Here is a 26,644-nt window from a genome sequence, read left to right as displayed (position 1 = left end):
CATTAAGGGGCCCCATTTTGTAATGCTTATTGGCTTTAGGGTAACGAAAATTAGCGAATATAAACAGTACAAAAATGTAACATTTAATGAGTAGGGATAGATGGAGAGTGGCTTTTTTTGTGGTCAGGAGCGTGAACTCACCATCTATACATGCGGTAGATAGCTCTAACTTTCTTTGTGGCCTGACCAGTGGTATGTTACGGGTATTGATGTAGCAACGATAGGAAGAATAATGAGCGAATTTGTAACGGTTTCTGAAGCGAATAAGGTTGTTCGAATTCACTTGAACCGCCCAGCTAAGCGCAATGCCTTAACGCAAGATATGTATGCAGCAATGACAACCGCATTAAAAGATGCGGATGCTCGTGATGATATCGCCGCGGTAGTATTTTCAGGTGAAGGCGATTTGTTTTGTGCTGGTAATGATCTTGGTGATTTTCTCAAGCATGGTGAACTGAAATCAGATTCGCCAGTGTTCCAATTTTTAGCCACTATTTCGTCAGTAAATGTAACCGTGGTTGCGGCAGTGCAGGGCGCCGCTGTAGGTATTGGCACCACACTGCTATTGCATTGCGATTTGGTATACGCAGCAGAGGGTACGCAGTTTGTGATGCCATTTGTGGATATGGGCTTGGTGCCGGAGGCTGGCTCTAGCCAACTCATTCCAGCGCTGTGTGGTCACTTGAAGGCCGCAGAGTTGTTGTTACTAGCTGAGCAATTTGATGCCGTCAAAGCTTACGAACTTAATATCGTAAACAAAGTAGTGCCAGTGGCAGAGCTAGAAGCTACCGTGGCCGATGTAGCTGCGCGCCTAGCGAAAAAGCCAATACAATCACTGCGGATTAGTAAACGATTAATGAAAACGCAACCAGAAGCAATTAATGATCGAATTCAACGTGAATTAGTTGATTTTCTGCAAGTGTTATCAAGCCCTGAAACTCAGGCGATTATCGCCGCCAAAGCCAAGCGCTAATTCAGAAAGCGGGGTCAGTGAGGTGTTTCTCTGGCACCTTTTTGTGTTTGCAAAAAGGTGCCAGAGAAACACCTCACTGACCCCATCTTCTTAGCACCAAACTAGCACCAAACTTCGGCTAGGGTGGTTTCTGGGCTGTAGTGGTGGGCAATTTGTGCTTGTAGCAACTCGGCTGTGGCGAGTGCATCGGTAACCGCATCGTGCGGGTGGTACCACGGTAATCCATAGCGTGTGCGGCTATCCGCTAAGCGGATTGATACCTGCTTCTGGCCGCGCATACGCTGCCAGAGTGATAGCCGTTTGGCGCGGTGCATGCGTGCTTCTAATTGCATGGTATCAATGACCGGAAACTCAATACCCTCACCAATGCGCTCACGCAGCGCTACATCTAGAAACGGCCGCTCGATTCCACGGTAATGCACAACCAAAATATGGCCGGCAATGGTTTCAAGTAATTCATCGAGAATATCGAGAAGATCGGGCGCTTCTTGCAGCTGTGAATGGGTAATGCCGTGTATCACGATCGATTCAGTATTCAGTGAACGGCGGGGTTTGGCGAGCCATTGCTTCGCCTGTTGGTTAAAAATTCGCTGTAAATTAAGGGGCATGCTGCCAATGCTTACTATGCCGTGTTTACTCGGATCAAAGCCAGTGGTTTCAAAATCAATCGAAAGCAGCGGAATATCGCTAAGCCGAGCATTTGGGTTGGTTATCCCAGCATCGATTCCAGCTTGATAAAAACGTTTTAAGCGAGGATCTTTTGCAGTTTCAGCAAGCTCAAGAAAACGCTGTTGCCAATCGTTACCATTTGCAATCAACTGTTTTGCAGCAGATTTAAGCCCGTTAGGTTCAGAATCATTACCTGATAGTTTATCACTGCCCAAATAAAACATAATCGCCTTGCCTTAACCGTTCGGATAGCGAAAGCGCATGAACCGCTGCGCACTGCTCAAGATTTGGAACGCATCTTTTAAATTCTTACGCTCAAAATCGGATAAATCGCTAGGCGCCACATTGTTATCAGGCTTCTCGCCTTGCTGCAGCGCTAAAGCTTGATGGCGAATGCGAACCATAGAAATCAGCTCTAAAGCATCGCGTAAATCTGGGCCGCGGCCCGGCGGTAAAATACCTGCTTCGGTAATATCTTCAAGGCGGGCAAACGAATTACGCTGTTGCGAGCCGATGGCAAGTGCGTGTACGCGAATTAAATCAGCAACCGGTGCCGTGCCCCGGCGCTTGGTATTAATCGAGTTGTTTTGCTTGCCATCTTTTTCCATCACGAACCCTTTGAAAAAGCCAAGCGGCGGCGTGCGGTTGAGTGCATTTCTGGCCATGCAAGCTAAAAAACGGTTGCTGCGTTGCGCGCGATATTGAATAAGCTTGTTTAGCGTATTAGCAAATTCAGTTTCACCCCAAACACCATCAAGGTCGAAGAAAATAGAGGCGTGCAATAGGCTTTCAGGGGTGGGCTCTGTGATCCAATCAGAAAAATATTTTTGCCACACTTTTAATGGCTGCCGCCATTGCGGGTTGGTAGCCATAATGTAGCCCGTGCAATAGGTGTAACCACAGGCATCAAGGCCATCACTAACAAATTGCGCGAGTTGGCGAAAATAATCATCGTGGAGCTCGGGATCAAAGCTATCATCGAGCACCATGGCGTTATCCTGATCGGTAACGATAGATTGTTCATCACGAGCCATAGAACCTAGTGCCAGAAAGCAATAGGGCACCGGCGGAGGGCCGAACTTTTCTTCGCCGAGTTCTAGCAAACGCTGCTTAAAACTGCGGCCAATAACCGCCATGGCTGAACCTATCATGCGTGAGTTTGCATCTTCAGCCACCATACGCACAAAACTCGCCTGCACATCCTCAACTAACGTAGCCAATTCTTCGATGGAACTTTGCCGAAAGATACTGCTTACCACGAACAAGCTACTTTTCGATTCGTGGCGCACCACATCAGAAAGCGAAAGAACCCCCATGGTTTGGTTCTTTTTCAACACCGGTAAATGATGCAAATTGCGCCGCAGCATAATCAACATAGCTTCAAATACATGTTGGTTGTGTTGCACAAATACCAACTCGGTAGACATAATTTCACGCACGGGCGTTTGCTCGCTAAGGCCTACGGCTAGTACCCGTTTACGCAAATCTTTATCGGTGATAATACCAATAGGCGCGCTAATTTCTTGTTTTTCGCTGCTGTTTACCGCATTCCTTTCAACTGTATCAGCGTTGGCAACAATAAGTAGCGAGGATACTTCCTCGGTTGTCATTTTTTCCGCGGCTTCGCGAATGGTAGCGGTTTCATTGATGCTCACCGGGCTGCGGGAAATTAACGTAGCAATAGGCACTGTCATTAAATCATTAGCGCCTTCACGGCTGGAAACCGCGCGGTTTAGGCGTTCGCGATCTTCAATTTCAACCGCGTCAGCAAAAGCTTCGTACTCATCGTAGAGCCGATTAAATTCCCCGCCGGGAATAAAATATACCAATGTATCTTCAATAGCCTTCACGGGAAAACGCACTTTGCCGGTGCGTAACAAGCCCGCTTCGCCAAAAAATCCGCCATCACTGAGGCGGTTGTATAAATCGCCGGTATGGCGGAATACTTCCACCACACCACTGCGAATAACATGGAGATCATTTATGGTTTGATTATACTCAAGAATTTGGCTGCCAGCTTTGAAGTAACCCACCTCAGCCGCTTGCGCTAGCCGCTCGAGCTCCTCAATAGGGAGCTCGTTAAACGGCGGAAAGCGCTTGATAAACTCGAGTACTTCAATGTGTTCAGCTTCCATTCATTATCCTGTTCGTGGTTCGCTCATGAGCCCTTTCACGAGTGAAATACAGGCTATGAGCAACACGATGGTGAATGGGAAGCCGGCTGAAACCGCCATGGCTTGCAACGCCACTAATCCCCCTCCAAGAATCAACGCAATCGCTACCAATCCTTCGAAGGTACACCAGAATACGCGCTGAGGTGTTGGCGCATCTACTTTACCACCCGCGGCAATTGCATCGATTACTAACGAACCGGAATCCGATGAAGTAATGAAGAACACCACAACCAATATAATACCGATAAACGATGTGATTTGAGCTAGTGGCAATGCGTCAAGCATGACAAACAATTGTAATGGTAGTTCAGCGTTAACCACATCTTGATAGCCTCCCAAGTATTGTGTAATGGCTGTACCACCGAACACTGTCATCCATAATACGCAGGCTAATGAAGGTATTAACAAAACCGCTGTAAGGAATTCACGAACTGTACGCCCGCGTGATACACGCGCAATAAACATACCTACAAACGGTGACCAAGAAATCCACCATGCCCAATAGAATGCTGTCCAGCCTTGTGAAAAGTTAGAATCTTCACGACCAATCGGGTTAGCAAGTGCCGGTAAGTTTTGTAAGTAGGCCCCGAGATTAGAGAAGAAGCCAGTTAAAATACCGATAGTTGGGCCAACTATAATCACAAACAACATTAATAATGCGGCAAGTGTCATATTAATTTGTGATAAACGCTGAACCCCAGCTTCCAGCCCGGCAAGGACAGAAACTAGCGCAATTAATGTGATCACCACTACTAGAACTACTTCCATGGTAACACCCTCGGGTGTTCCGAATAGGGAGCTTAACCCAGCTGCAGCTTGCGCGGCTCCTAACCCTAATGAGGTGGCTAAACCAAATAAGGTAGCGAGAATAGCGAGAATATCAATTACGTGACCAGGCCAGCCCCATACGCGCTCACCCAAGAGTGGGTAAAAAATTGAGCGAACGGTAAGTGGTAACCCTTTATTGTAAGAAAATATTGCTAGGCCAAGGGCTAAAATTGCATAAATTGCCCATGGGTGCAGGGCCCAGTGATAAATAGTGGCCGCCATACCTAGGCGGCGAGCGGCTTCTGCATCACCTTCAGCGCCACCGAGTGGAGCCCAATCAACTCTGCCACTTTCACCCATTTCGGTACCGCTAAAGGCAGCAGAAAAATGAGAAATTGGCTCAGAAACACCATAAAACATAAGGCCGATACCCATACCTGCGGCGAACAGCATGGAGAACCAACCAAAATATGAAAAATCGGCACTGGCTTCGGTACCGCCGATGCGAACTTTACCAAGTGGCGAAACAATTAATACAAGGCAAAGAATAACAAATACGTTGGCGGCACTAATAAAAAACCAATCAAGGTTTGCAGTGAGCCAATTGCGGGTATTGGAAAAAATAGGTTCGGCTTGGCTCGGAAAGATGAGCGTAAGGGCTACGAACAACATGATGGCCAAACCAGAAATCAGAAACACGCGGTTATGTATATCGAGGCCGAATGGTCCGAGTTTAAACACAAGGTTATCTTGACCAACTTTGTAATCCGTATCGATGGGATTAACTTTACCATCGGGCTTCATCGGATCGCGCCCGGGATCAATATTGCTCATGGTTTTGTCCTTGTTTTTATGGGATTTTTATTAAAAGCTTTTATAGAGTAGTAATTCTAACCCACGAAATCAAATCGCCGTGCCGTGCTGGGGCCGGAGAGTGGATAACTTTATCGGGGTGTGGATATACGTTCTCAGGGACGCCGCGAGTACGTCCATGTAGGTTTGAGCTGCCGCATCCATGCGGCAGACACCCCGCGAACGTAAATTCCACCCCCCGAAGCGTTATCCACTCTCCGGCTCAGGCTCCGGCTCAGCGAGCCGCGGCTTTTTTTGCGCCCTCGTACATGGGTAGGATTAAATCTAGGGCGCTTTGGTTGGTGCTATCTTCGAGCTGTAGTTGGTTGTTTTGCAGTGGCGTTACGCGCTCGCCCCATTTGATTAGGCCGGCGCCACAGGTGAGGCCGCCGCCGAATACTGCAGAGATGATTTTATCGCCTGGTTTTACCATGCCGGTTTCTAAGGCTTCAGTGTAAGCAATAGGAAGCGTGGCAGAAGATGTATTGCCGTATTTTTGGATGTTAACCATAGTTTTAGCTTCTGGCACTTTGCACATTTTTGCTAGGAAATCGATTAAGCGCTTGTTTGCTTGGTGAGGAATAAGCACATCGATATCGTCAACGCTCAGGCCTGTTTCTTGGAATACAGCATCAACCGCCGCGCTCATACCTTTAACCGCACGCTTGAAAATTTCTTGGCCGATAAAGTTAAACGGCATTACGCCATCGAAATTGTAGCGATCGAAGCTCATGCCGAAATCTAGGGCTAGTACATCGCGAGCATCTGCATCGCAGCTCACTTTTGAAGCGAGTAAGCCAACTTCGTTATCAGAAGCTTCTAGTACCATAGCGCCTGCGCCATCGCCGAAAAGAACCGCGCTTTCACGCTTTGTCCAATCAAGAATGCGGGTTAGGCGCTCAGCGCCGATAACCAATACTTTTTTGTGCATGCCAATACGAATCGATGAGGTAGCAAAGTGCATGCCGTAGAAAAAGCTGCTGCACGCGGCATTTAAATCGAATGCAGCGGCATTTTTCGCGCCAATTTCTTGTTGCACTTTAGAAGCTACGTTCGGAATGATTTCATCGGGTGTGCAAGTGCCCACAATAATTAGATCAATTTCTAGTGGATCGAGATCGGCGGCAGCAAGCGCGTTACGCGCGGCAACCGCGGCCATGGTTGATGGCCCAACGGCGCTCACTCTGCGTTCTTCAATGCCCGTGCGGCTGCGTATCCATTCATCAGAAGTATCTAAGAATGTTGCCAGATCGCTGTTTGTCATGATTGCGGGTGGCATACATTTGCCCCAGCCGGTGATTTCTGCAAATTTCATTCAAACTACCTTAAAATCTAGTGATTAGCGCACGGCGAATATCGTACGTGACTCATAGTTAACAATCGTATACCTTTATGACCGATAAGAAAACGAAAAGAGCCATAACTAAAGGACGAAACACCATGCGTAACATAATCGCGGTTGTTATGCTTGCGAGCATTATATTACTTTCGGGTTGTTCAAATACACCCAGTGTTCCAAATGAAGTGCGCGTTACCGCGCCTGATATCACTGATTTTCAAAAGCCTGTAATGCAGCCAGTGCGCTTATCGGTTCGTGATCAGCGTACGCAAAATCATGTGCTTCGAGTTGAACATACATCGGATAATGCTGAGTTTGCCACGACCCACGTGCCGATGGCTACTCTGATGAGTGAGGCTTTAAAAGAATATTGGCCGCATGATGATGACGCTAATGTGGTATTCACGGTGTACCTTGAAGATGCGCTAACGCGTGTTGTGCCGCGAAGTGAAGGTTACAGCGCTGAGCATCATGTAGCGGTGCGGGTGGTTGTGCGTTCAGGCACTGAATGGATTGGCCGCCAATATGTAACCCGAGTTTCTGGTGGGCCTTACCGGCAGGTGAACTATGAACAGATTACCGATACCTTTAATCGCGCAGTACACACTAATTTGCGTGATTTAATGAGCGATCAAATATTGCAGGAATGGCTGCAAGAGCATGTGCAGTAGTTTTAAGTTTATTGATATTTAATAACGGAGCAAAAAATGAAAACTTGGTTATTAGCCGCAGTGTTTGCTTTTACTTCAGCAATAGTGCCTGTAGCGCTTGCTGATGATGGTGATATTCAAAAAACAAATTTGTATCCAAAGGTGAAATTTGTAACCAGCATGGGTGAAATGGTGGTGGAACTAAACCGTTGGAAGGCGCCATTAACAGTAGATCATTTTTTAAAGCATGTGGTGAGTGGTAGTTACAACGATACTCTGTTTCATCGTGTGGTAGCTGATTTTGTGGTGCAGGGCGGTGGTTATGAACGCGATTGGACGCCTTTGCCTGAGGGCGATACGGTTGTGAATGAGGCGGGCAATGGTTTGGCGAATAATTTCGGTACTATTGCTTTGGCCCGAGTAAATGACCCACATTCAGCGCGCCGCCAATTCTATTTCAATGTTCAAGATAACGATCGTTTGAACCCTAGCGCTCGCCGATGGGGCTATGCTGTGTTCGGGCAGGTAATTGAGAATGCAGAGTTGCTGCACGAGCTTGCCAAGGTTGAAACGGGCTTTAATGATGATTTAGGTTTTCCCGATGTGCCGGTTGAGCAATTGCGTTTGATTTCGGTTGAGCTCCTGCCAGAAGAGAAGTAACGCTTAGTGAAATATGCGCAAACAAACCATGCGCCAGTAGGTTTTGGCAACATTGTTCGCTTTTACCTTCAGCGCCGGCTAATCACGATATTTTTACTCGGGATGGCTAGCGGCTACCCGTGGGTAATGATCGGCTCTTCAATGTCGGCTTGGCTGAATGAAATGGGCTTTACCCGTGCAACCATTGGCTTTTTTGGAGCTGTATTTGCGGCCTATTCGATAAATTTCTTGTGGTCGCCACTAGTGGATAGGGTGAAAATTCCGTTCTTGAGCACTTGGCTCGGGCATCGGCGTGGTTGGATTCTATTCTGCCAACTAGGCATTGCCTGTAGCTGCTTTTATTTGGCGCAAATCGATTTTGCTACCAATTTGTATTGGGCCGGTGTTGTTGCGCTTACGTTGGCGGTATTTTCGGCAACGCAAGATATCAGTATTGATGCTTATCGGATTGATTCAATAGGTGAGCACGAAGCGCGGCTGCAATCGGCCGGTGCGGCAATGACAACGGCGGGTTGGTGGACAGGCTTTGCCGGTTTAGGTGCGATTCCATTTTTCCTCTCGGATATGCCAGGCTGGGATTGGCCGCGGGTATATCAATATCTAGCATTGTTTATGGTGGTATTGAGCGCGGGTGTTTGGTTGGCGCGAGAACCGGTAACAACTCGCAGGGCGTTGCAGCGCGAAGCGGAGCTGCGTTACCAGCAAGTTTTGGCTGGCGTGGGTAACAGTATTGCATTTAGGCATAAAATAACGGCGTGGTTAGGGGTTACCTTGGTTGAGCCTATGGCGGAATTCTTTCGCCGCAGTGGCGTGAAGTTTGCGCTCTCTATTTTGCTGTTCGTATTGCTATTCAAGGTGGGTGAAGCCTTTCTTGGACGTATGTCTATTGTGTTTTATCAAGAAGTTGGTTTTACCAACTCAGAAATAGGCCTTTATTCTAAGTTGGTGAATTGGTGGGTAACCATTATTTTTGCCTTGATTGGTTCTTATGTAACCATGCGTATCGGTATTTTGAAGGGCCTGTTTATTGGTGGCTCGGCCATGGCGGCAAGTAACTTATTATTCTCGGCGTTGGCTTTGGTTGGCCCCAACAAAGCATTATTGCTAGCGGCTGTTATTACCGATGGCTTTACATCAGCGTGGTCGACGGTGGCGTTCGTTGCTTTAATTAGCTTACTGGCGAATAGAGCATTTACAGCTACTCAATATGCACTGATGGCTTCGGTGGGCACTTTGGGGAGAACGGTTTTAGCTACTTACAGTGGCGCTGTGGTGGATTGGCTTGATGGTAACTGGGCGCTATTCTTTTTGCTTACTACACTTATGGTTATCCCTAGTTTGTTGTTTTTATGGACGATTCGTAAGCCAATCCAAAAGCTCGAAGATGATAGCCGTGAGAAACAGAATAAGTGGGATTCTGAGCAAGCTGCTTTGAATTCTGAAAAGGAGTAGCCTGTGGCGAACTGGGTAATTGTGGGCACTGGCGCACTAAGCGCGTTGTGGGCCCATGGCCTGCACGCAGCGGGTGCAAACGTACAAGTTTATTCGCACCATGAGGCCGATAATCAGCGTGTTGCGCTCAGTGTATCTCAGAATTTTCATCAGCTCTCTGGGCAGGATAAGTTGCACCCTGATCTACACCCTGAGCTACTCCCTGAGCTACTCCCTAAGTTACAAAAGTGTGTTAATGTACAAACAGTTCAGTTCCCCGTTATTCATTCACCGAGTGAAGCCTCTGCAAATGCAGTGTGGTTGATTATGGTAAAGGCTTGGCAGTTAGAACCACTGTTAACTGAACTTGCTGCAAAGGGCCTGAGGGCCGCCACTATGGTTCTTAGCCATAATGGTATGGGTGCGGGTGATACTATTTTAGCGGCAAATGAGCAGTGGCAAATATTTGATTTGGTAACTACTCATGGGGCGTGGCGGCAAAGCCGCACGCATAGCACCCACGCAGGGCTTGGCGAATCTTGGATTGGGGAACGTGCGCTAGCTGATAAGCCAATTGATAACAACCCTCCGCTTTGGTTTGTAGAGTTAGCGCAAGCGCTGCCACCGCTACATTGGGTGGACAATATCTTGCACCGGCGTTGGCAAAAGATGGCGATCAATTGTGCAATAAACCCTTTAGCTACATTAGCGGGTGCCGATAATGGCATACTGAGAGCCGATGAATATCAGCCCAAAATTAGAGCTATTTGCGAAGAAATAGCGAATATAAATCCTGAATTGGATGCCGATGAGTTAGTAAAGCAAGTGCACAAAGTAGCGGCGGCAACCGCTACGAATAAGTGCAGTATGTTGCAAGATATACAAGCAGATAGGCTAACGGAAATAGAATTTTTAAACGGGTTCATTTGCCGTGAGGGTGAACGGTTACATGTAGCAACTCGAAGTAATTGTGAGCTGTGGGCGCAAATTCAAACATTACAACGGTAGCCTTCAACGCAACGTATTGCTGCCATAAAGATTTATTCTGAACCCTTTGTTCAGTGCTTTAATAATCCTAGATTCAGGGATTAATAAATACACGCGATGCTAGCGAGCTAAATAAGAATATGAAAAAAAATAAAGATCCGGTTTATTACGGCGATTATCTGGGGCTAGATAAACTTTTATCGGCACAACACCCAGTAAGCCCGCAATACGGCCCCGAAGCCCACGATGAAACCCTATTTATTATTGTGCATCAAGCTTATGAACTTTGGTTTAAGCAAATGATTCATGAGTTGCGCTCAGTGCTGGGTATTTTTCGTGAAGAACACGTAGCCGATGAACGGTTAATGACGATTGTGCATCGTTTAAAGCGCATGGTAACCATTCAAGAATTGCTGAATCAGCAGATTAACGTGATGGAAACTATGACCGCCCAAGATTTTCTCGAGTTCCGAGATTACTTGGTGCCAGCCTCAGGGTTTCAAAGCATTCAATTTAAAGAAATTGAAATTAGCCTTGGGGTGAAGCGGGATAAGCGTATTGCCTTTGATCAGGCTTCTTTTTATAACCGCATTAATGCAACGGATAGAGCCTATTTGGAATCTTTAGAGGCGAAGCCCGATTTATTCGAACGAGTAGATGCTTGGCTGGCTCGTATGCCATTTCTGCAGCAAGACGATTTCACGTTTTGGCAGCATTATAAACAAGCGATTGATCAGCAGCTGCAACACGATGAAGATATTGTGCGTTCAAATGCTTTGCTCAGTGATGAAGAGATAGCGAGTGAATTAGCTGAGCTTGCAAGCACGCGAGAGAATTTTTCGGCGTTATTCGATAGCGACAAGTATAAGGCGATGCAAGAAGATGGCCGTGTTCGCTTATCGCAGCGCGCCATGCAGGCTGCATTGTTTATCCATTTATACAGCGAAGAGCCTGCGTTTAACTTGCCATATCAAGTTTTGAATGCACTTAGTGATATTGATAAAAACCTCACGATTTGGCGTTATCGCCATGCCATGATGGTTCAGCGCATGCTGGGTTCGAAAATTGGCACGGGTGGCTCTTCGGGGCATGAGTACTTAAAGCGAACCACAGAAAAAAATCGAATTTTTGCCGATTTTATGAATCTGGCTACTTATTTATTACCGAAAGGCAGTTTGCCGCCATTGCCGGCAAGCGTGCGGGCGAGTTTGCGCCGGGGAGGATAATTGTTTGCATCTATTAGTGATTCGTTAGCAAAAACCGAAGCGGTGTTTGAGAAATTGCGGGAGCGTGCGGAGCAACGCCCGCCTGAGTTAACCCGAGAGTGGTTTGATCAAGCATTGTTTAAAACCAGAAGCAATCAGGTTTCGGCTTATTTGGATGAGGCGGAAACAAATGCACGGCGGTTAGCGGAAGTGCCCCCTGATTCACCGGTATTTAATATTATGAACGAAATTGTACAAGAGCAGCTCACGGCATTGGTGCAGGCGCTCTACAGAGGTTAAATAAAGAGGTTAAATAAAAGGTTCTCGAATGCTCAGCATTTGAGAGCTTTTTTATTAGGAATGAAACAGTTTGAAACCCACGTGCGCAATTATTAGCCCAACATTGATGAATATTTAGCTAGTTAAATAGATTTAAATCATATCTTTAGTTAATTTTATTAACTAACCTACCCGATTAAACGCTCACTTCTATTTTTTATAAAAGCCATTCTAATCAATCATTTACAATTCAATGCCGCGGCTTTTGGTTTTTGCGGTTGGAAAGTAAGGTTTCAACTTTGAAACATTTGTTGTGTAAATGGGTGCAGAAAACCTTGCAACACTTATGTTGTTTGATATAGTGATGTTGTTGGGCGTGAAAAACTAGCAACATAACGTGAGTGCTATAGCTTTTTTTCAATATAGGGCGAACGTTTGAGCTGGGCAGTGAGTGTAGAGCTAGCTGACACGGTTTCCCACGGTTTGTTGATTTGTAAACACTTTAGATTGATCAAAGCATGATGAAAATTGTGCGCCATAAACCTAAAAATCACTAAGAGTGATCCAGGGAGAAACTACATGTACACAAATACTAAATTAGCTAAGTCGATTCGCTTAGCGCTAATGTTCGGCGCATCTGCTACTGCTTTTGCTGGCGTTGCCGTAGCGCAAGAAGAAGACGAGCAAGAAGAAGAGCAAGCAGAACGCGTAGAGCGTATCCAGGTAACTGGTTCGCGTATCAACCGTTCAGCAATGGAAGGTGCACTTCCTGTAACTACTATCAGCCGTGAAGACATCGATTTATCAGGTGAAACTTCAGTTGCTGATTTACTACGTGGCACAACGTTTAACACTTCAGGTTCATTCCGTCCGCAATCAGGTAATGCTGCGCAAGGTACTGCAACTGTAAGTTTACGTGGCTTAGGTGCTTCACGTACGTTGGTTCTTTTAGATGGCCGTCGTTTACCGACTTCTCCATCAACAGGTTCAAGCCAAGATTTAAGCATCGTACCAATGGCAGCTGTAGAACGGATCGAAATCCTTTCTGATGGTGCTTCTGCGGTATACGGTTCTGATGCAATCGGTGGTGTAATTAACATCGTAACGCGTCGTGATTTCAACGGCGTTGAAGCACGTTACGGCCAATCAAGCGTTAGCCTTCCTCGTGAAGGTGGTGATCGCGAAGAAGGTTCAATCGTATTCGGTTCTTCCAGCGATTCTACCCGTGTAGTCGGTGGTGTTTCTTGGAACAACCGAGATATCATTTTCGAAAATGCATATAGCTGGGTACAGCCGGGTACTTCAATCTACGGTAGCAACGTAACTGAAACTGATTACTCAGGTGGTTTCCGAGCCGTAGATCCAAACACTTGTGCTGATACCGTAAACTTCCGCATGGTAGGCGTAACTTGTGCGTATAACTTTAACGCGACTAACGCGAACGAAGCTTCTACCGGCAACAAAGGTTTGTTCTTAAAAGCTGATCACGATATCAACGATGATTGGAATGTATTCATGAATGCGAGCTACTCAACTGCCAAATCGTTTGGCCGTTATGCGCCTTCATTGAACGATCCAGGTTCTATATTGAATCCCGATAGCTTTAACAACCCTACAAACCCAGATAGCCCGTTCTTTAACCCCACTTATTCTGCTCAAGGCCGTAACATTGGCTTAGATGCATACAACAGCTGGTTAGCGGGTGATACCGTATTTAATGGCGATAACGCTGTTGAAGAACGTTTTAACGATGATGGCGAATTGATTGGTGGCCGCGTTACGGGTAACCGTGACATGCTGTACTTCCACCGGTTTGCTTCAATCGGTAACCGTGATAGCTTCGTAGACAACAGCTCTACTGATTTGTTGTTTGGCGCTCAAGGCCGTATCGGTGAAGTTGATGTAGATTTCGGCGCTCGCACCAGTAGATCTAAAACGTTTGATGTAGGTTATAACTACTTATTACGTACTCAAGCAGATACTCTAGTTAACATCACACCGGAAGAAGTTGGTGCTGGTGGTGTTTACTACGATCTACGTGATCCTCTAGGTTCGCGTTATTCTGGTGATGATGCTGCTGCTTACGCACAGTTAATTAACAGCATGAACGTAACCATTGCACGTGTTTCTGAATTTCAACAACGTGAAGCGTTTGGTTCTGCAAGCTTTGATGTGATGAGTGTTGGCGCTGGCATGATTCAGGCTGCGGTGGGTTTCGAGTACCGTGAAGAAGATTACGTGGATAAGTATGATTCACTTTCTGAAGCTGGCTCTGTAGGTGGTTCTGCAGGTAACTCAGCTGGTGGTGGTCGTGATGTGACGTCTGCTTACGGTGAGTTATTAATTCCAGTAACTTATGATTTAGAGCTTAACTTAGCCGGTCGCTTCGATGATTACTCTGACTATGGTTCAGATTTCTCACCAAAAGCGAGCTTCCGTTGGACGCCAACTGAAGCATTATTAGTTCGTGGTTCATGGGGTGAAGGTTTCCGTGCTCCTAGCTTGGATATCATCACTGCAGCTGATTCTTCTGGTAACCCATCAGTATCTGACCCGGCGACATGTTTGAACTTCTCGCAACCGGCAGACTGTTCTGTGCAAGTACGTCAGATCACCAGTGCAAACCCGGATCTTGAGTCTGAGCAATCAACTCAAATGTCATTAGGTGTTGCTTACCAAGCTACTGATTGGTTCAACTTCTCACTTGATTATTGGAAAGTTGAGATCGAAAACCGTATCGCTTTCTTCGGCGCTACTGGCTTGCTTACTCGTGAGCGTTTAGGTCAGCCAATCCCTGCAGGTTTGGGTATCATTCGTAACACGAACGTTGATTTCACTGGTCAGGTACCTGCGGGTAGCCCAGTAAACCCAATCGTTGGTGTAAACGGTGGTTATGGTAACGATGGTACTATCGACATCGAAGGTCTTGATTTCAATGCGCGTACCAACTTTGATTTCGGCCGCTTTGGTAGCTTGAATCAGAACTTGCAAGTTGCTTACACGCGTTCATTCAAAATCGATGGCGGTGAAAGCTTCGTAGGTGAAATCGGTGACCCGAAATATCGTGCAACATTGCAAAACGTTCACACAATCGGTGATTTCGATTTAGCTTGGAACATGAACGTAATCGGTTCACAACAAAGCACTACTAATCCAGATGATTATATCGCTACTTGGGTAACTCATGATTTACAAGTAACGTATAACACTCCTTGGAATGGTCGTTTCAGTGTTGGTGCACAGAATGCGTTCGCTAAAGAGCCGCAACTTCGCTCTTTCGGTGGTCGTAGCTACAACTTCAACCTTTACAACGCATTTGGCCGTGTAACTTACTTCCGTTACACTCAAAAATTCTAAGTATCGAGTTAAGTTGAGTTAAATTAGATTTTATATAATCTAAACAGAAACCGGCCTTAGGGCCGGTTTTTTTTCGAAATTTTTTGCGCTTTTGCGAAAACTAAGGGCGCAAGCAGATAATTGAGATAAGAAAATATGAAGCATTGGAGTGATTATTGGCGCCATTCGGCTGCGTTAAATAGCTTTGCGGAATCAGATTCGGCATCCGGCTACGTTGGTGAGGTGGCAGATTTTTGGCATCAGCACTTAGCTAACTATAAAGAACAAGCACATTTAGTTGATGTGGGTACGGGCAACGGTGCGCTTGCCGTTTTAATCGCAGAATATGCTCGAAAGCGAGGTTATGCTTGGAATATCACCGGTATCGATGCGGCGGATATAGATCCAATGGCGAGCTTGCAAGCGAAACCAGAGTTGGTAGAAAAGCTTAAGGGGATTAAATTTCTTGGCTCTACCCCGATTGAAAAGCTGCCTTTTGAAGACAACTCGATAGACACCGTTACCAGCCAGTTTGCCTTTGAGTATGCGGATACCACTTTGGCGCTGAAAGAGATTCTTCGCGTGCTTAAATCGAATGGAGAATTCGTTGCAATGGCACACCATGCAGAATCTTCATTGGTAAACGATTCTCAACGTGGTTTAGCAATCTTTGACTATACTTTGAATAATTCACCGTTATTTATGCAAGTAGATTTATTGTTTCAACTAGCTTCTAGGGCATTGGCGGCAATGGATTACGCGAGTTGGAATAGAACGCAAGAGTGCATTGCTATTAGTAAATCAATTCAATGGACCATGACGATAATTTCTGAGCGCTTTAATCAAAAGGGAGATGAAGCCTGGGTTAATGATATCTTTGGCCAAGTGATAAATTTAATTAAAGCAGTAACAACTGCGCAGAACGCTGAACGGGCTCTTAGCGGATTAGGCAGCATTTATGGCGCACTGCAAGCGCATCAACTAAGATTGAAAGAACAAATCGCCGCTGCTTTAACACGAGAAAAATTAATCGATTTGCAAAAGCAAGCTAAGCAAAATGGCGCTGAAATGTCTTCTCGTGACTTCGCTATTGATGGTGAGCTATTTGCTTATGTTGTTACAACCAGAAAGCAATAATTTTTCTAACTGTCTAGTTTTTTAAAGTTTTTTAAGGTTGCTAAAATCTAGCTTAGTGGATCGGGGTAAAGTGAAGTAAAGCAATTGATCTGGTCGGATGATCTCTGCCGATGTGCCTAATCAATATGAACTTTTTATGGCACGGGGCGTTGAGTAAAGAAACCTCAATTTGCTTGGTTGACAGCTTTGCCTTGTTCGTGGGAGTATTCAGGGAATGCTATTTCTGCGAAATAGCTATTTCGGTGTAGGATAACTTTTCATCACTCACACAACTGGTTCCTTAGTATTATCAGGTGACGTTCGAACTTCTGTTCAAGCCTAGTAAGCGAAGGATAAAGTTAAGTCTAATTGGTTGGGAACTATGACCACAGTAATCAAACGAAGCAAAATCGCTGCCGCTATGGCAGGTGTGATGGCGCTGACGGGAGTAGGGTTAGCATCTGCTAATGATACATCTCTGTCGCGGCTACAGGCCGAGCAAACGCAAACTAATCGTGCGAATGCCGCCTCTCAAGAGCGCATCGATTCATTGTTCGAGCAGAGCAGTGACCTTTTAGCAGACTACCGTGCGGTAGTAGCTGAATTCGAAGCCCTAAGACTTTATAACGACCACGTTCAGCGTCTTGTAGACGACCAGAACGCGACCCTTGATTCTTTGCAACGTCAAATCGACGGCATCGAAGAAACGCGTCAGGGCGTTGTTCCACTTATGTACAAGATGATCGATTCACTTGATGAGTTCGTTCAGCTGGATATTCCAATTCACCGTGAACAGCGGGAACGTCGAGTTGAGCGCCTTCGCGAAGTAATGGTGCGTTCAGAAGTTACTGACTCTGAAAAATTCCGCCAGATCATCGAAGCATACCAAATCGAAATGGATTACGGTGTAGGTTTGATTGCATATGAAGGTACTTTGAATTTTGAAGGCCAAGATATTGCAGTTGATTATTTACACGTAGGCCGTATCGCATTCTTAGCACAATCTTTGGATATGCGTAATGCATGGGTGTGGGATAACGACAACCGTGAATGGTCACGTGTAGACGATTCTTTCTTGAATCCGTTGACGCAAGCCATTCGTATGTCTCGCCGTCAGACAGCATTTGATGTTGTGCGTCTGCCAGTATTTGCCGCGGAGAATGCAGAATGAAACAGGTAGTGAAAAACTTAATGGTAGCCGTGGCAGGTATCTCGCTAGCGGCATCAGCTGCGTTTTCTGTAAACGCGCAGGAAACCGAAGCTCGAACTCTTGACGAACTACTGCAACAGGTTCAACAGCAACGTGCAGCAGCACAGCGCATTGACCAAGCACGTGAGCGTCGCTTCATGGACGACCGTGCTGATAAGCAAGCTTTGTTGCGTTCAGCACAACAGGAATTACGTGATGAACAAGCACGTAGTACCCGTTTACAAGAAGAATACGCACAAAACGAAATCAATATCGCAAACAAAGAAACCGAACTTGATAACATGGTTGGTACTTTGGGTGAGATCTTTGGTGTAATTCGTGGTGCTGCTTCAGACACGATTGGCCGTATTTCTACTTCAGTAGTAAGTGCGCAATATCCAGATCGTGAATTGATTCTTGCAAGCTTGGCAGAAGCTCGTGAATTGCCAAATATTGCTGAATTGGAAGAGTTATGGTTAGCATTGCTTACTGAAATGACTGAATCAGGTAAAGTTGCGCGCTATCAAGGCGAAGTAACCCTACTTGACGGTGGTTCTGAAGTTCGTGATGTTATTCGTATCGGTTCGTTTAACCTGATTTCTGAAGGTGAATACTTACTGTATAACGATTCAACTAAACAAATTCAGCCTATTGCGCGTCAGCCGTCTGGTCACATTTTACGTGCTGCAGGTAATTTCGAAGACACTACTTCAGGTCATGCTGGTGTGTTTATCGATCCTTCACGTGGTCAGATTCTGAGCTTGCTTACCCAGAAAGCAACTTTGATTGAGCGCTATCACCAAGGTCAAACCGTTGGTTATGCAATCACTGTAGTACTAATCTTAGGTTTCATTATTGCAATCTATAAATTAGTTACCTTAACTGCAGTTGGTGGTTCAATCCGTCGTCAGTTGAAGAATCTTGATAATCCTTCAGATAAGAACCCATTGGGCCGTATCTTGAACGTGTATCATGAAAATCCACAAACTGATGTAGAAAACCTTGAACTTAAACTTGATGAAGCGATTCTTCGTGAAACACCAAGTGTTGAGTCTGGCGTTAGCATTATCAAAATCCTTGCAGCTATCGCACCGTTGATGGGTCTACTAGGTACGGTTGTTGGTATGATTGGTACGTTCCAATCTATCACTCTATTCGGTACTGGTGATCCACGTATCATGGCTGGCGATATTTCAATGGCCTTGGTAACTACTGCGATGGGCTTGATTGCTGCGTTGCCTCTGATTGTTATTCACTCAATCGTTGCTTCGAAAAGCAAATCAATTCTGCACACTCTTGATGAGCAAGCAGCTGGTATCGTCGCTTCTCACGCAGAGAAGAAGGGAGCGTAAGCCATGCAATTGTACCTGATGGGACTTTGGGAAACTGTCAGGGATTTTATTGGCACAGGTGGTGACGTTTTATATATGGTGTTCGCCGCGCTACTAATCATGTGGATTGTTATGGTTGAGCGCTGGTGGTATCTCCTTGGTGTGTTCCCGAAGGAACGGGAACAAATCATCAACGAGTGGAACGATCGTAAAGACACCACCTCCTGGTACGCACATAGAATCCGTGATGCATGGATTTCGCAAGCGTCCGAAAAACTGTCAGCGCGGATGCTGGTGCTGAAGACGATGATTGCCATTTGTCCATTAATTGGATTACTTGGTACGGTTACGGGGATGATCACTGTTTTTGAAATTATGGCAGTGCAAGGAACCGGTAACCCTCGTCTGATGGCAGGCGGTATCTCAATGGCTACGATTCCGACAATGGCGGGAATGGTTGCAGCTCTATCTGGTATGTTCTTTGTTCAGCGCTTAGATGCGCGAGTTAAAGCAGCAAAAGAACATCTGATAGATAGTTTGCCTCATCATTAAGAGAGAAGAATTATGGCACGTAAACGTTTACGCGAAGAAGAAGAAGCAACACTAGACATGACCCCGATGCTCGACATCGTGTTCATCATGTTGATCTTCTTTATCGTTACAACATCGTTTGTGAAAGAAGCAGGTATCGATGTAAATCGTCCTGAAGCCTCGCAAGCGACACAAAAGCCGTCGGCCAACATCTTTATAGCGATCCGTGAAAACGGTGAGGTATGGATGGACCGTCGTCAAGTAGATGTGGAGCGGGTAGCCGCTAACTTGGAACGTCTTCTAGCTGAACAACCTACCGATATGGTGGTTATTCAGGCTGACGAAGGTGCCCGTCACGGTATAGTCGTGAAGGTTATGGACCAAGTTAAAGAAGCCGGTATTGCCCAGATTTCAATAGCAGCGGAGAATGACTGATATGGTGCGCATCTTAGTATCAATATTACTAGGCGCGGCGGTCACCTTTTTACTGTTTGTCTTCATGGCATACCTAATCAGTGGTGGCGATCGTCGGGCAGAACCGCCTGAGCCTCCGACTACCATTGATATCGTTTCAGCACCACCGGAACCGGAAGCAGAAGCGCGTCGTCGTACGCCGCCTCCGCCTCCGGAGCCACCAGAGACACCACCGGATACACCGCAAAGTGAACCGGATGCCTCTGATGATGCAATATCCTTTAATATGGATATCGGCGGTGTTGACCTCGGTGGTGCAGGCGCGGGCCTAGGTGATCCTAGTGCGGGCTTGGGCCGTGATGGAGATGCTCAACCAATCGTTCGTGTTGAGCCTCGCTATCCGCCTTCAGCGGCGCGAGACGGTATTGAAGGCTGGGTGCAACTGCGTTTTACAATCGATGAGACCGGTGGTGTTACTGATATCGAAGTCATTGATGCGAATCCACGTCGAGTATTTGACCAAGAAGCACGTCGTGCGTTAGCACGGTGGCGATATGCGCCAAAAGTCGTCGATGGCAGACCTCAGCGTCAAGAAGGTCTTACAGTTCAATTAGACTTTAATATGGACGGGAGTTAATTCATGAAAACTATCACAACAATAGTGTGTGCTGTGGTTGTCGCCATGGGTTTTACTCTTGCCTCTGCCAATGCGCAGCAGAACACTGATGTTGGGTTTACTATTCCAACAGCAGATGAACTGCAGCGAGCGAAGGATAACCGACGCTCGCAAGCATTAGCAGAGCGAGTAGCTCGCCGTGTTATGGCCGCTTATGAGCTATACGAAGCCGAAGATATTCGTGGCGCGATTGCGGAGCTTGAAGAAGCTCCTTCGCGCACAGATTATGATCGCGCTTATGTTGCTCGGTTTATGGGCTCGATGCTGGCTAGTTTAGAAGATGATCCAACGGCTAACCGCCGCGCGATCGCGCAACTTGAAGCTTCTGTTGCTCCTGATCTTTTAAGCCATGCTGACCATGCCGCTTCGTTACAATTACTAGGTAACTTGAACTTAATCGAAGAAAACTTTGCGGAAGCAATAGATGTTCTTCGCCGTTATTTGCAATTTACCGGTGAATGGAATCCTGATGTATTGATTCGTATGGCTTCGGCTCATATGGAATTGAAACAGTATGATCGGGTAATTCCATTAGCAGAGAAAGCATTGGAAAACATGGATGAGCCTCATCGTAATCCATACGTTCTAATGATCGCTGCGAACTACGAAGCAGGTAAAACGCTTGAAACTATCTCGGTTTTAGAACGTGGCGTTGTTGCACTGCCAAGCGAACGTGCTTGGTGGGTACAACTTGGCATGATGTATAACTTGAGTGAGCAGTATGAGGAAGCATTGGCAACAATGCGTATCGCCTATGATGCTGGTTACTTCCGTACTTCTAACGATTATCGTGCGCTAGTTCAATTATACGCGAACAACTCGGTGCCATTTTATGCCGCTGAGATAATGTCGCGTCATCTTGAGGCTAACGATATCGAAGGTACAGCTCGGAACTATGCAACTGCAGCGCGTGCTTATAACACTGCGCGCGAGTTTGCTAAATCGGCTGAATCTTACGGGAAAGCGGTAGCTCAAGCAGAAGATAACAATGATCGTATCGATTATAATCGCCGTCAAGGCGAAGCGTTATTGCTTGCGCAAGAGTATCGTCGTGCAGCAGCACCTTTCAGAGCAGCGATTGAGTTGTCGCCAAGTGGGCAAGACACAGGCCGTCTATATATGTCTTTAGCGGAAGCTTACTTTTACAGTAATCAATACCGCCAAGCTTATGACGCGGCACAACGTGCAACCCGTTTTAGTAGCACTCGACGCAATGCTGAAGGTTGGTCTCAGTTCATTAAAGATACGGCATCACGCCGTGGCGTAGATATTTAAGGCCAATTGCGTAAAATACAAATGTATTGAAGCATTATGGTTATATAAAAACCCTGCCGTTGAGCAGGGTTTTTTTATTTGTCTTATCGGGAGCTTTACCTTCGAGCCTTTCTAAAACGCTCTAGATCAGATATGATCGCAGCCCGTTGTAGATGTACTGAGGAATATTTGATGTCAAACCATGACTCTTTTAAAGATTCGAGCAATGCATGGCATTTAGTGCTCGCGCTTGTTGTGTTTGTAGGTATTGCTTTGCTTACTCCGATTTTAAAATTGATTACGTTGTTCGCAGCTTAATAGCTCTGGATTTGAGCGAATGTAGGGAAGCCTGCTGCGCTAAATAGGGAATTTATCATGGCTTTATCGTTGCTATTGGTTGAAGATAATGCGCGGACGCGTGAAAATATTTTACAGATACTTGAGAAATCACCGTATCATGTAACAGTGGCTGTTGATGGATTAGACGGTTTAAACCAAGCAAAACTTAAGCCCTTTGATTTGGTTTTAATGGATCACAAAATGCCGTTAATGGATGGCATTTTACTGATTAAAAATCTCAGAAGTGAAGAACAATACGAGCATACACCGTTGTTCTTAATGACAACTTCAGACCCCGAGCAAGTTTTAGCGAAAGCAAAGCGCTTTGGTGCTGATTTGGTTTTGGGTAAACCGCTGAACGCGGATTTACTACTTTTTCAATTACGCCAATCTACACGCACCTGTGTGGTGGCCTAAGTAGTGGATAACTAATGACTCATAATGTAGCAGCAGATATGCGTGGCAATTACATTGCTCGCAGAATTACACCGGTTGCTAATTTTCCAAAGCCGGGAATTACCTTTCGCGATATAACACCTGCACTGCAAGACCCACGGGCGTTGCGAAATAGTATTGATTTATTTGCCGAGCGTTACGATAACATGGGGTTAACCCAGATCGTGGCGATCGAAGCTCGTGGTTTTATTTTTTCTGCTGCTTTAGCCGATCGCCTCGGTATTGGCCTAACGCTTATCCGTAAGGCGGGCAAGTTGCCTCGGGAAGTGTTCTCTACAAGCTACACTCTTGAATATGGCGACGATATTTTAGAGCTGCACAAAGATTCGTTAAAGGCCCGTGATAAAATTATTATTATGGATGATATGTTAGCCACCGGCGGAACAATGAAAGCAGCAGTTGAATTAGTTCGTAATTCACCAGCAACAATCATGGAAGCAGCATTTGTTTGCGAGTTACTGTATTTGGGTGGCCGTAAAGAGATGGATAAAATTGGCATAAACAGTTACGCCATTTGCGCTTTTGATGAATAACTGCGAAGCTTGAACCTCGCTTTATTTAACCTAAATTTGAACGGCTGAAATTTATATTGGAGGTTGCATGAGTTACCAAGTGCTGGCACGGAAATGGCGGCCGCGTAACTTTAGTGAAGTGGTTGGGCAACAACATGTGTTGCAAGCACTCACTAACGCGCTAACCCACCAGCGTTTGCATCATGCTTATCTACTTACCGGTACTCGTGGGGTTGGTAAAACAACCATTGCGCGCATTCTTTCTCGCAGTTTAAATTGCGTTACCGGTATTACACCAACACCTTGTGGTGAATGTTCCGCATGCATTGATATTGAAGCCGGCCGTTTCGTTGATTTAATGGAAATTGATGCCGCTTCGCGCACTAAAGTTGAAGATACCCGCGAAATCTTAGAGAACGTACAGTACCGGCCAACGTCGGGCCGCTATAAAGTGTATCTAATAGATGAAGTGCACATGCTTTCACGGCATAGTTTTAACGCGCTCTTAAAAACTTTGGAAGAGCCACCACCCCATGTGGTATTTGTGCTCGCTACCACCGACCCAGATAAGTTACCCGTTACCGTTTTATCACGCTGCTTACAATTTAGTTTGCGGGCGCTAACACGCGATGAAATTGCTGGTCAACTACAACATATTTTGGCAGCGGAAAATATTCCGTTCGAACCTTCTGCTTTAGCGTTGTTGGCACGCTCGGCGAGCGGAAGTATGCGCGATGCGCTAAGCCTCACCGATCAAGCTATTGCTCAAGGCGATCAACAGGTAAATGAGCAAGAAGTTGCCCGTATGTTAGGGCGTATTGATAGCCATAATTTAATTGAACTGTTGAACGATATCGCTGATGGTGATGTGAATCTGGTTCTCAATGGTTTGCGTGGCCTTGTTGATAAAGTGCCGGATATCGCAGGTGTTTTATCTGAGTTACAAGGCTTGTTGCACCAACTTGCTTTAGTGCAAGTAGCGCCAAGTATGTTAGACCCGGAATTACACGAACAAGAACAGCAGATGCTGGCTTTAGCGAAGAAAATTGATCCTGCGGCTGTACAAGTATATTACCGCTTGGTTCTGGAAGGCCGGCGAGAATTAGCCTACGCGCCCGATGCTTTTAGCGGTGTGGAAATGACGTTACTGCGTTTGTTAGCGTTTCGCCCGGCGGTGGGAGCGCCCGTTACTGCGGGAAAGCCACAAACTAGCGAAAATAAACCAGCTTCTGAGCTGGCCACAAAAACGCAGCCTGCAAAACCTGCCGCTGTTGGCAAAGAGCCCTCAGCGGCTGGCAAAGAGCCCTCAGCTCAAAACAAAGAGCCCTCAGCGGCTGGCAAAGAGCCCTCAGCTCAAAACAAAGAGCCCTCAGCTCAAAACAAAGAGCCCTCAGCGGCTGGCAAAGAGCCCTCAGCTCAAAACAAAGAGCCCTCAACAGCTAGCGAACAGCCTTTAGCTGAAACTTCGCAAACAAAGTCGGCTGTAATTATCGAAGAAGCCCCAGAATTAGAAGAATCGATTGCGACGAATATGTCGGAATTTGCAGCTCACGAGATTCCGGGTTTCATCGAAGAAGACGAAGAAGAATACGAAAGCTTGTATGCGGAACAACAGGGTATTGAAGCGCAAGCTGCAGGGCTAATACCTCGAGGCGCAGAGGCGAATGATTCAGCACGAAATAATTCTGAACCTGCTACGCAGGAAAGCTCTGCCAATGTAATACAAGAAAGAGTAAAGCAACAAGAGGTTGGCGGCGAACCTGATGGTGGCAAAAGAACGGAACAGCAACCTACTACATCAGATTTAAGCTCATTGCTCGCAACCCGCCAGCGTTTGGCAGCTAAGCGAACTGAGTCGAGCAAGAGCACGCCTAGCACTAGCACAACTAGTGTTGATGCAGTAAATTCGCTGGTGGGAATAGATTCGAACATTGCTAATAAGCCAGCCATTGAAACCAAATTGGAAGAGGCAGTAGCGCCGAGTATTCAGGATTCGCCAGCAAACGAACTAAGCGAAACCCCAGTGGTAGCAAAGAAAATTGTGGCGGCAGCGCAAGTTGATGAATGGGCTGCAACCATAGAACAACTGAACATTGTTGGCCGTACGCGGCAGGTGTTGTTGCATTCCATGTTGCACCAAACTGAAGATCGCTTAGTGTTGGAGGTTGATGAAGCGCAACAAGGGCTGCTTTCTGGGCATATGGATGCAAGTATCAAGCATGAGTTAGGTAAGATCATGAATGTTGAGCGCCTACAGATCAAAACCGGTGCTCCGGAACGTACTCCATTTCGAATTCAGCAGGAAATTGATGCCAAGTTATTAAAAGACGCACAAGATCGTGTGGCCGCGCATCCGGGTATTCAGCAGTTACAAAGTAACTTTTCGGCGGAGCTAAAAAAGGTTGATGTGCTGCACTAATTAGCCGATTTAGGGTTGAAAATACCGGTGTGAGCCCAAAGATTAAGGTTTAAGAACAGGAATTAAAGGGCGCAATCACCAACGCGCTTAATTTTTTGATAAAAAGAGAGATATTGAGATGTTTAAAGGCGGCATGGGTAACATGATGAAACAAGCGCAGCAGATGCAGGAAAAAATGCAGAAGGCGCAAGATGAAATCGCGAGTATGGAAGTAACCGGTGAAGCCGGCGCAGGTATGGTTAAAGTTACGATGTATGGTAACCACAATGTGAAGCGTGTAGCTATCGACCCAAGCTTGTTCGGCGATGAAGATGACCGTGAAATGTTAGAAGATTTAATTGCGGCAGCTACCAACGATGCAGTGCGCCGTGTAGAAGAGGCCTCAAAAGAAAAAATGGGCTCTATTGCTGGTGGCATGGGCTTACCGCCAGGTATGAAGCTGCCGTTCTAATGAAAGCTTTTAGCCCGGCCATTGCGGCTTTGATTGAAACCTTGCGAGTTCTGCCTGGGGTTGGTCAAAAAACTGCGCAACGTATGGCGTTCCAGCTTTTGGAACGCCATCGCGATGGCGCCGCAAAGCTTGCTAGCGCACTCAACCATGCGTTAGAGGTGGTAGGGCGTTGCCAACGCTGTCGCACGCTCACTGAGGGCGATACCTGCTCTATTTGTGATAATCAAGTGCGTGCAGCAGAAGGCACAGTGTGCATTGTTGAATCACCAGCCGATGTATTAGCGGTTGAGCAAACAAGCCAATATAAAGGCCAATATTTCGTGTTGATGGGCCGTTTATCCCCCCTTGATGGCATTGGGCCAGCTGATATTGGTTTAGATTTATTAGAGAAACGCTTTCAAGAAGGTGGCATTAATGAAGTTATTCTTGCCACAAATCCCACCATGGAAGGCGATACTACAGCGCACTTTATTGCCGATTTAGCTGCCCGTTACAATATCAACGCAACGCGCATTGCGCATGGCGTGCCGGTAGGTGGTGAGCTGGAATATGTTGATCACACTACCTTAGGCCATGCCTTCTCCGGCCGTAAATCGTTATAAAGTTTCAGCTTTTTGCTTTAAATTTTCCCCT

The 26,644-nt window shown here is 46.2% G+C and carries 25 protein-coding genes; 21 read left to right on the top strand and 4 right to left on the bottom strand.

Going from position 1 to position 26,644, the window contains the following annotated elements; genetic code table 11:
- Nucleotides 1-232 precede the first annotated feature (232 nt).
- Complete coding sequence (locus tag A28LD_RS11210) at nucleotides 233-973, top strand: enoyl-CoA hydratase-related protein (protein ID WP_007421191.1); 741 nt, start codon at nucleotides 233-235, stop codon at nucleotides 971-973.
- Between the two features lie 101 nt (nucleotides 974-1,074).
- Here A28LD_RS11210 and A28LD_RS11205 read toward each other — a convergent pair whose 3' ends face one another.
- The 4 genes from A28LD_RS11205 to A28LD_RS11190 form a co-directional block, all read right to left on the bottom strand.
- A complete protein-coding gene (locus A28LD_RS11205; protein ID WP_007421190.1) occupies nucleotides 1,075-1,866 on the bottom strand; it encodes a 3'-5' exonuclease in 792 nt (263 codons plus the stop codon).
- Between the two features lie 12 nt (nucleotides 1,867-1,878).
- Complete coding sequence (locus A28LD_RS11200; protein WP_007421189.1) at nucleotides 1,879-3,777, bottom strand: DUF294 nucleotidyltransferase-like domain-containing protein; 1,899 nt, start codon at nucleotides 3,775-3,777, stop codon at nucleotides 1,879-1,881.
- A gap of 3 nt (nucleotides 3,778-3,780) precedes the next feature.
- Nucleotides 3,781-5,418 carry a BCCT family transporter gene (locus A28LD_RS11195; RefSeq protein ID WP_007421188.1) on the bottom strand — a complete coding sequence of 546 codons (1,638 nt, stop codon included), beginning with the start codon at nucleotides 5,416-5,418 and terminating at the stop codon, nucleotides 3,781-3,783.
- Between the two features lie 253 nt (nucleotides 5,419-5,671).
- Entirely contained in the window at nucleotides 5,672-6,751 is a 1,080-nt protein-coding gene (locus A28LD_RS11190) for a ketoacyl-ACP synthase III (protein WP_007421187.1), read from the bottom strand.
- Between the two features lie 125 nt (nucleotides 6,752-6,876).
- Between A28LD_RS11190 and A28LD_RS11185 the strand changes: the two genes are divergently transcribed.
- From A28LD_RS11185 to recR, 20 genes are all read left to right on the top strand, one after another.
- Nucleotides 6,877-7,446 carry a YajG family lipoprotein gene (locus A28LD_RS11185; RefSeq protein WP_007421186.1) on the top strand — a complete coding sequence of 190 codons (570 nt, stop codon included), beginning with the start codon at nucleotides 6,877-6,879 and terminating at the stop codon, nucleotides 7,444-7,446.
- A gap of 36 nt (nucleotides 7,447-7,482) precedes the next feature.
- Nucleotides 7,483-8,085, top strand: coding sequence for a peptidylprolyl isomerase (locus A28LD_RS11180; protein WP_007421185.1), 603 nt, complete (start codon nucleotides 7,483-7,485; stop codon nucleotides 8,083-8,085).
- Between the two features lie 6 nt (nucleotides 8,086-8,091).
- Nucleotides 8,092-9,537 (top strand): AmpG family muropeptide MFS transporter, encoded by a 1,446-nt coding sequence (locus A28LD_RS11175; RefSeq protein ID WP_007421184.1) that lies wholly within the window; start codon nucleotides 8,092-8,094, stop codon nucleotides 9,535-9,537.
- A gap of 3 nt (nucleotides 9,538-9,540) precedes the next feature.
- Entirely contained in the window at nucleotides 9,541-10,524 is a 984-nt protein-coding gene (locus A28LD_RS11170; protein ID WP_007421183.1) for a ketopantoate reductase family protein, read from the top strand.
- Between the two features lie 119 nt (nucleotides 10,525-10,643).
- A complete protein-coding gene (locus A28LD_RS11165; protein WP_007421182.1) occupies nucleotides 10,644-11,729 on the top strand; it encodes a tryptophan 2,3-dioxygenase family protein in 1,086 nt (361 codons plus the stop codon).
- Nucleotides 11,730-12,008: a primosomal replication protein PriC gene (gene priC / locus A28LD_RS11160; RefSeq protein WP_007421181.1), complete on the top strand. Its 279-nt coding sequence runs from the start codon at nucleotides 11,730-11,732 to the stop codon at nucleotides 12,006-12,008.
- Between the two features lie 558 nt (nucleotides 12,009-12,566).
- Nucleotides 12,567-15,344, top strand: coding sequence for a TonB-dependent receptor domain-containing protein (locus A28LD_RS11155; protein ID WP_007421180.1), 2,778 nt, complete (start codon nucleotides 12,567-12,569; stop codon nucleotides 15,342-15,344).
- Nucleotides 15,345-15,479: 135 nt separating this feature from the next.
- Nucleotides 15,480-16,460: a class I SAM-dependent methyltransferase gene (locus tag A28LD_RS12070; RefSeq protein ID WP_007421179.1), complete on the top strand. Its 981-nt coding sequence runs from the start codon at nucleotides 15,480-15,482 to the stop codon at nucleotides 16,458-16,460.
- Between the two features lie 361 nt (nucleotides 16,461-16,821).
- Nucleotides 16,822-17,610 (top strand): DUF3450 domain-containing protein, encoded by a 789-nt coding sequence (locus A28LD_RS11145; RefSeq protein WP_007421178.1) that lies wholly within the window; start codon nucleotides 16,822-16,824, stop codon nucleotides 17,608-17,610.
- On the top strand, nucleotides 17,607-18,980 hold the full coding sequence (locus A28LD_RS11140) for a MotA/TolQ/ExbB proton channel family protein (protein ID WP_007421177.1): 1,374 nt from the start codon (nucleotides 17,607-17,609) through the stop codon (nucleotides 18,978-18,980). The genes A28LD_RS11145 and A28LD_RS11140 overlap by 4 nt, the downstream gene beginning before the upstream one ends.
- A gap of 3 nt (nucleotides 18,981-18,983) precedes the next feature.
- Nucleotides 18,984-19,511, top strand: coding sequence for a MotA/TolQ/ExbB proton channel family protein (locus A28LD_RS11135; protein WP_007421176.1), 528 nt, complete (start codon nucleotides 18,984-18,986; stop codon nucleotides 19,509-19,511).
- Nucleotides 19,512-19,523: 12 nt separating this feature from the next.
- Nucleotides 19,524-19,925 carry an ExbD/TolR family protein gene (locus A28LD_RS11130; RefSeq protein WP_007421175.1) on the top strand — a complete coding sequence of 134 codons (402 nt, stop codon included), beginning with the start codon at nucleotides 19,524-19,526 and terminating at the stop codon, nucleotides 19,923-19,925.
- Between the two features lies 1 nt (nucleotide 19,926).
- Entirely contained in the window at nucleotides 19,927-20,541 is a 615-nt protein-coding gene (locus A28LD_RS11125; RefSeq protein WP_007421174.1) for an energy transducer TonB, read from the top strand.
- A gap of 3 nt (nucleotides 20,542-20,544) precedes the next feature.
- Nucleotides 20,545-21,855, top strand: coding sequence for a tetratricopeptide repeat protein (locus tag A28LD_RS11120; RefSeq protein WP_007421173.1), 1,311 nt, complete (start codon nucleotides 20,545-20,547; stop codon nucleotides 21,853-21,855).
- A 171-nt stretch (nucleotides 21,856-22,026) separates the two neighbouring features.
- Nucleotides 22,027-22,152: a hypothetical protein gene (locus A28LD_RS12445; RefSeq protein ID WP_007421172.1), complete on the top strand. Its 126-nt coding sequence runs from the start codon at nucleotides 22,027-22,029 to the stop codon at nucleotides 22,150-22,152.
- A gap of 57 nt (nucleotides 22,153-22,209) precedes the next feature.
- The gene (locus A28LD_RS11115; protein WP_007421171.1) at nucleotides 22,210-22,590 is read left to right on the top strand and encodes a response regulator; all 381 of its coding nucleotides are present in this window, start codon (nucleotides 22,210-22,212) and stop codon (nucleotides 22,588-22,590) included.
- Between the two features lie 14 nt (nucleotides 22,591-22,604).
- Nucleotides 22,605-23,162: an adenine phosphoribosyltransferase gene (locus A28LD_RS11110; protein WP_007421170.1), complete on the top strand. Its 558-nt coding sequence runs from the start codon at nucleotides 22,605-22,607 to the stop codon at nucleotides 23,160-23,162.
- A 67-nt stretch (nucleotides 23,163-23,229) separates the two neighbouring features.
- The gene (dnaX, locus tag A28LD_RS11105) at nucleotides 23,230-25,560 is read left to right on the top strand and encodes a DNA polymerase III subunit gamma/tau (RefSeq protein ID WP_007421169.1); all 2,331 of its coding nucleotides are present in this window, start codon (nucleotides 23,230-23,232) and stop codon (nucleotides 25,558-25,560) included.
- A gap of 118 nt (nucleotides 25,561-25,678) precedes the next feature.
- On the top strand, nucleotides 25,679-26,011 hold the full coding sequence (locus A28LD_RS11100; protein ID WP_007421168.1) for a YbaB/EbfC family nucleoid-associated protein: 333 nt from the start codon (nucleotides 25,679-25,681) through the stop codon (nucleotides 26,009-26,011).
- Nucleotides 26,011-26,613, top strand: coding sequence for a recombination mediator RecR (gene recR, locus A28LD_RS11095; RefSeq protein WP_007421167.1), 603 nt, complete (start codon nucleotides 26,011-26,013; stop codon nucleotides 26,611-26,613). Before A28LD_RS11100 ends, recR begins: the two co-directional genes overlap by 1 nt.
- The last annotated feature ends 31 nt before the right edge of the window (nucleotides 26,614-26,644 follow it).

Source organism: Idiomarina sp. A28L, from assembly GCF_000218785.1.
GTDB lineage: Bacteria > Pseudomonadota > Gammaproteobacteria > Enterobacterales > Alteromonadaceae > Aliidiomarina.
This window is presented reverse-complemented; position numbering and strand designations above follow the sequence as displayed.

What these genes read in the sequence shown, in the direction of transcription:
- recR (WP_007421167.1), top strand. Translation starts at nt 26,011, where the DNA reads ATGAAAGCTTTTAGCCCGGCCATTGCGGCTTTGATTGAAACCTTGCGA.
- A28LD_RS11110 (WP_007421170.1), top strand. Translation starts at nt 22,605, where the DNA reads ATGACTCATAATGTAGCAGCAGATATGCGTGGCAATTACATTGCTCGC.
- A28LD_RS11180 (WP_007421185.1), top strand. Translation starts at nt 7,483, where the DNA reads ATGAAAACTTGGTTATTAGCCGCAGTGTTTGCTTTTACTTCAGCAATA.
- A28LD_RS11155 (WP_007421180.1), top strand. Translation starts at nt 12,567, where the DNA reads ATGTACACAAATACTAAATTAGCTAAGTCGATTCGCTTAGCGCTAATG.
- A28LD_RS11195 (WP_007421188.1), bottom strand. Translation starts at nt 5,418, where the DNA reads ATGAGCAATATTGATCCCGGGCGCGATCCGATGAAGCCCGATGGTAAA.
- A28LD_RS11210 (WP_007421191.1), top strand. Translation starts at nt 233, where the DNA reads ATGAGCGAATTTGTAACGGTTTCTGAAGCGAATAAGGTTGTTCGAATT.
- A28LD_RS11115 (WP_007421171.1), top strand. Translation starts at nt 22,210, where the DNA reads ATGGCTTTATCGTTGCTATTGGTTGAAGATAATGCGCGGACGCGTGAA.
- A28LD_RS11205 (WP_007421190.1), bottom strand. Translation starts at nt 1,866, where the DNA reads ATGTTTTATTTGGGCAGTGATAAACTATCAGGTAATGATTCTGAACCT.
- A28LD_RS11130 (WP_007421175.1), top strand. Translation starts at nt 19,524, where the DNA reads ATGGCACGTAAACGTTTACGCGAAGAAGAAGAAGCAACACTAGACATG.
- A28LD_RS12445 (WP_007421172.1), top strand. Translation starts at nt 22,027, where the DNA reads ATGTCAAACCATGACTCTTTTAAAGATTCGAGCAATGCATGGCATTTA.
- dnaX (WP_007421169.1), top strand. Translation starts at nt 23,230, where the DNA reads ATGAGTTACCAAGTGCTGGCACGGAAATGGCGGCCGCGTAACTTTAGT.
- A28LD_RS11120 (WP_007421173.1), top strand. Translation starts at nt 20,545, where the DNA reads ATGAAAACTATCACAACAATAGTGTGTGCTGTGGTTGTCGCCATGGGT.
- A28LD_RS11125 (WP_007421174.1), top strand. Translation starts at nt 19,927, where the DNA reads ATGGTGCGCATCTTAGTATCAATATTACTAGGCGCGGCGGTCACCTTT.
- A28LD_RS11145 (WP_007421178.1), top strand. Translation starts at nt 16,822, where the DNA reads ATGACCACAGTAATCAAACGAAGCAAAATCGCTGCCGCTATGGCAGGT.
- A28LD_RS11140 (WP_007421177.1), top strand. Translation starts at nt 17,607, where the DNA reads ATGAAACAGGTAGTGAAAAACTTAATGGTAGCCGTGGCAGGTATCTCG.
- A28LD_RS11135 (WP_007421176.1), top strand. Translation starts at nt 18,984, where the DNA reads ATGCAATTGTACCTGATGGGACTTTGGGAAACTGTCAGGGATTTTATT.
- A28LD_RS12070 (WP_007421179.1), top strand. Translation starts at nt 15,480, where the DNA reads ATGAAGCATTGGAGTGATTATTGGCGCCATTCGGCTGCGTTAAATAGC.
- A28LD_RS11185 (WP_007421186.1), top strand. Translation starts at nt 6,877, where the DNA reads ATGCGTAACATAATCGCGGTTGTTATGCTTGCGAGCATTATATTACTT.
- A28LD_RS11165 (WP_007421182.1), top strand. Translation starts at nt 10,644, where the DNA reads ATGAAAAAAAATAAAGATCCGGTTTATTACGGCGATTATCTGGGGCTA.
- A28LD_RS11190 (WP_007421187.1), bottom strand. Translation starts at nt 6,751, where the DNA reads ATGAAATTTGCAGAAATCACCGGCTGGGGCAAATGTATGCCACCCGCA.
- A28LD_RS11100 (WP_007421168.1), top strand. Translation starts at nt 25,679, where the DNA reads ATGTTTAAAGGCGGCATGGGTAACATGATGAAACAAGCGCAGCAGATG.
- A28LD_RS11200 (WP_007421189.1), bottom strand. Translation starts at nt 3,777, where the DNA reads ATGGAAGCTGAACACATTGAAGTACTCGAGTTTATCAAGCGCTTTCCG.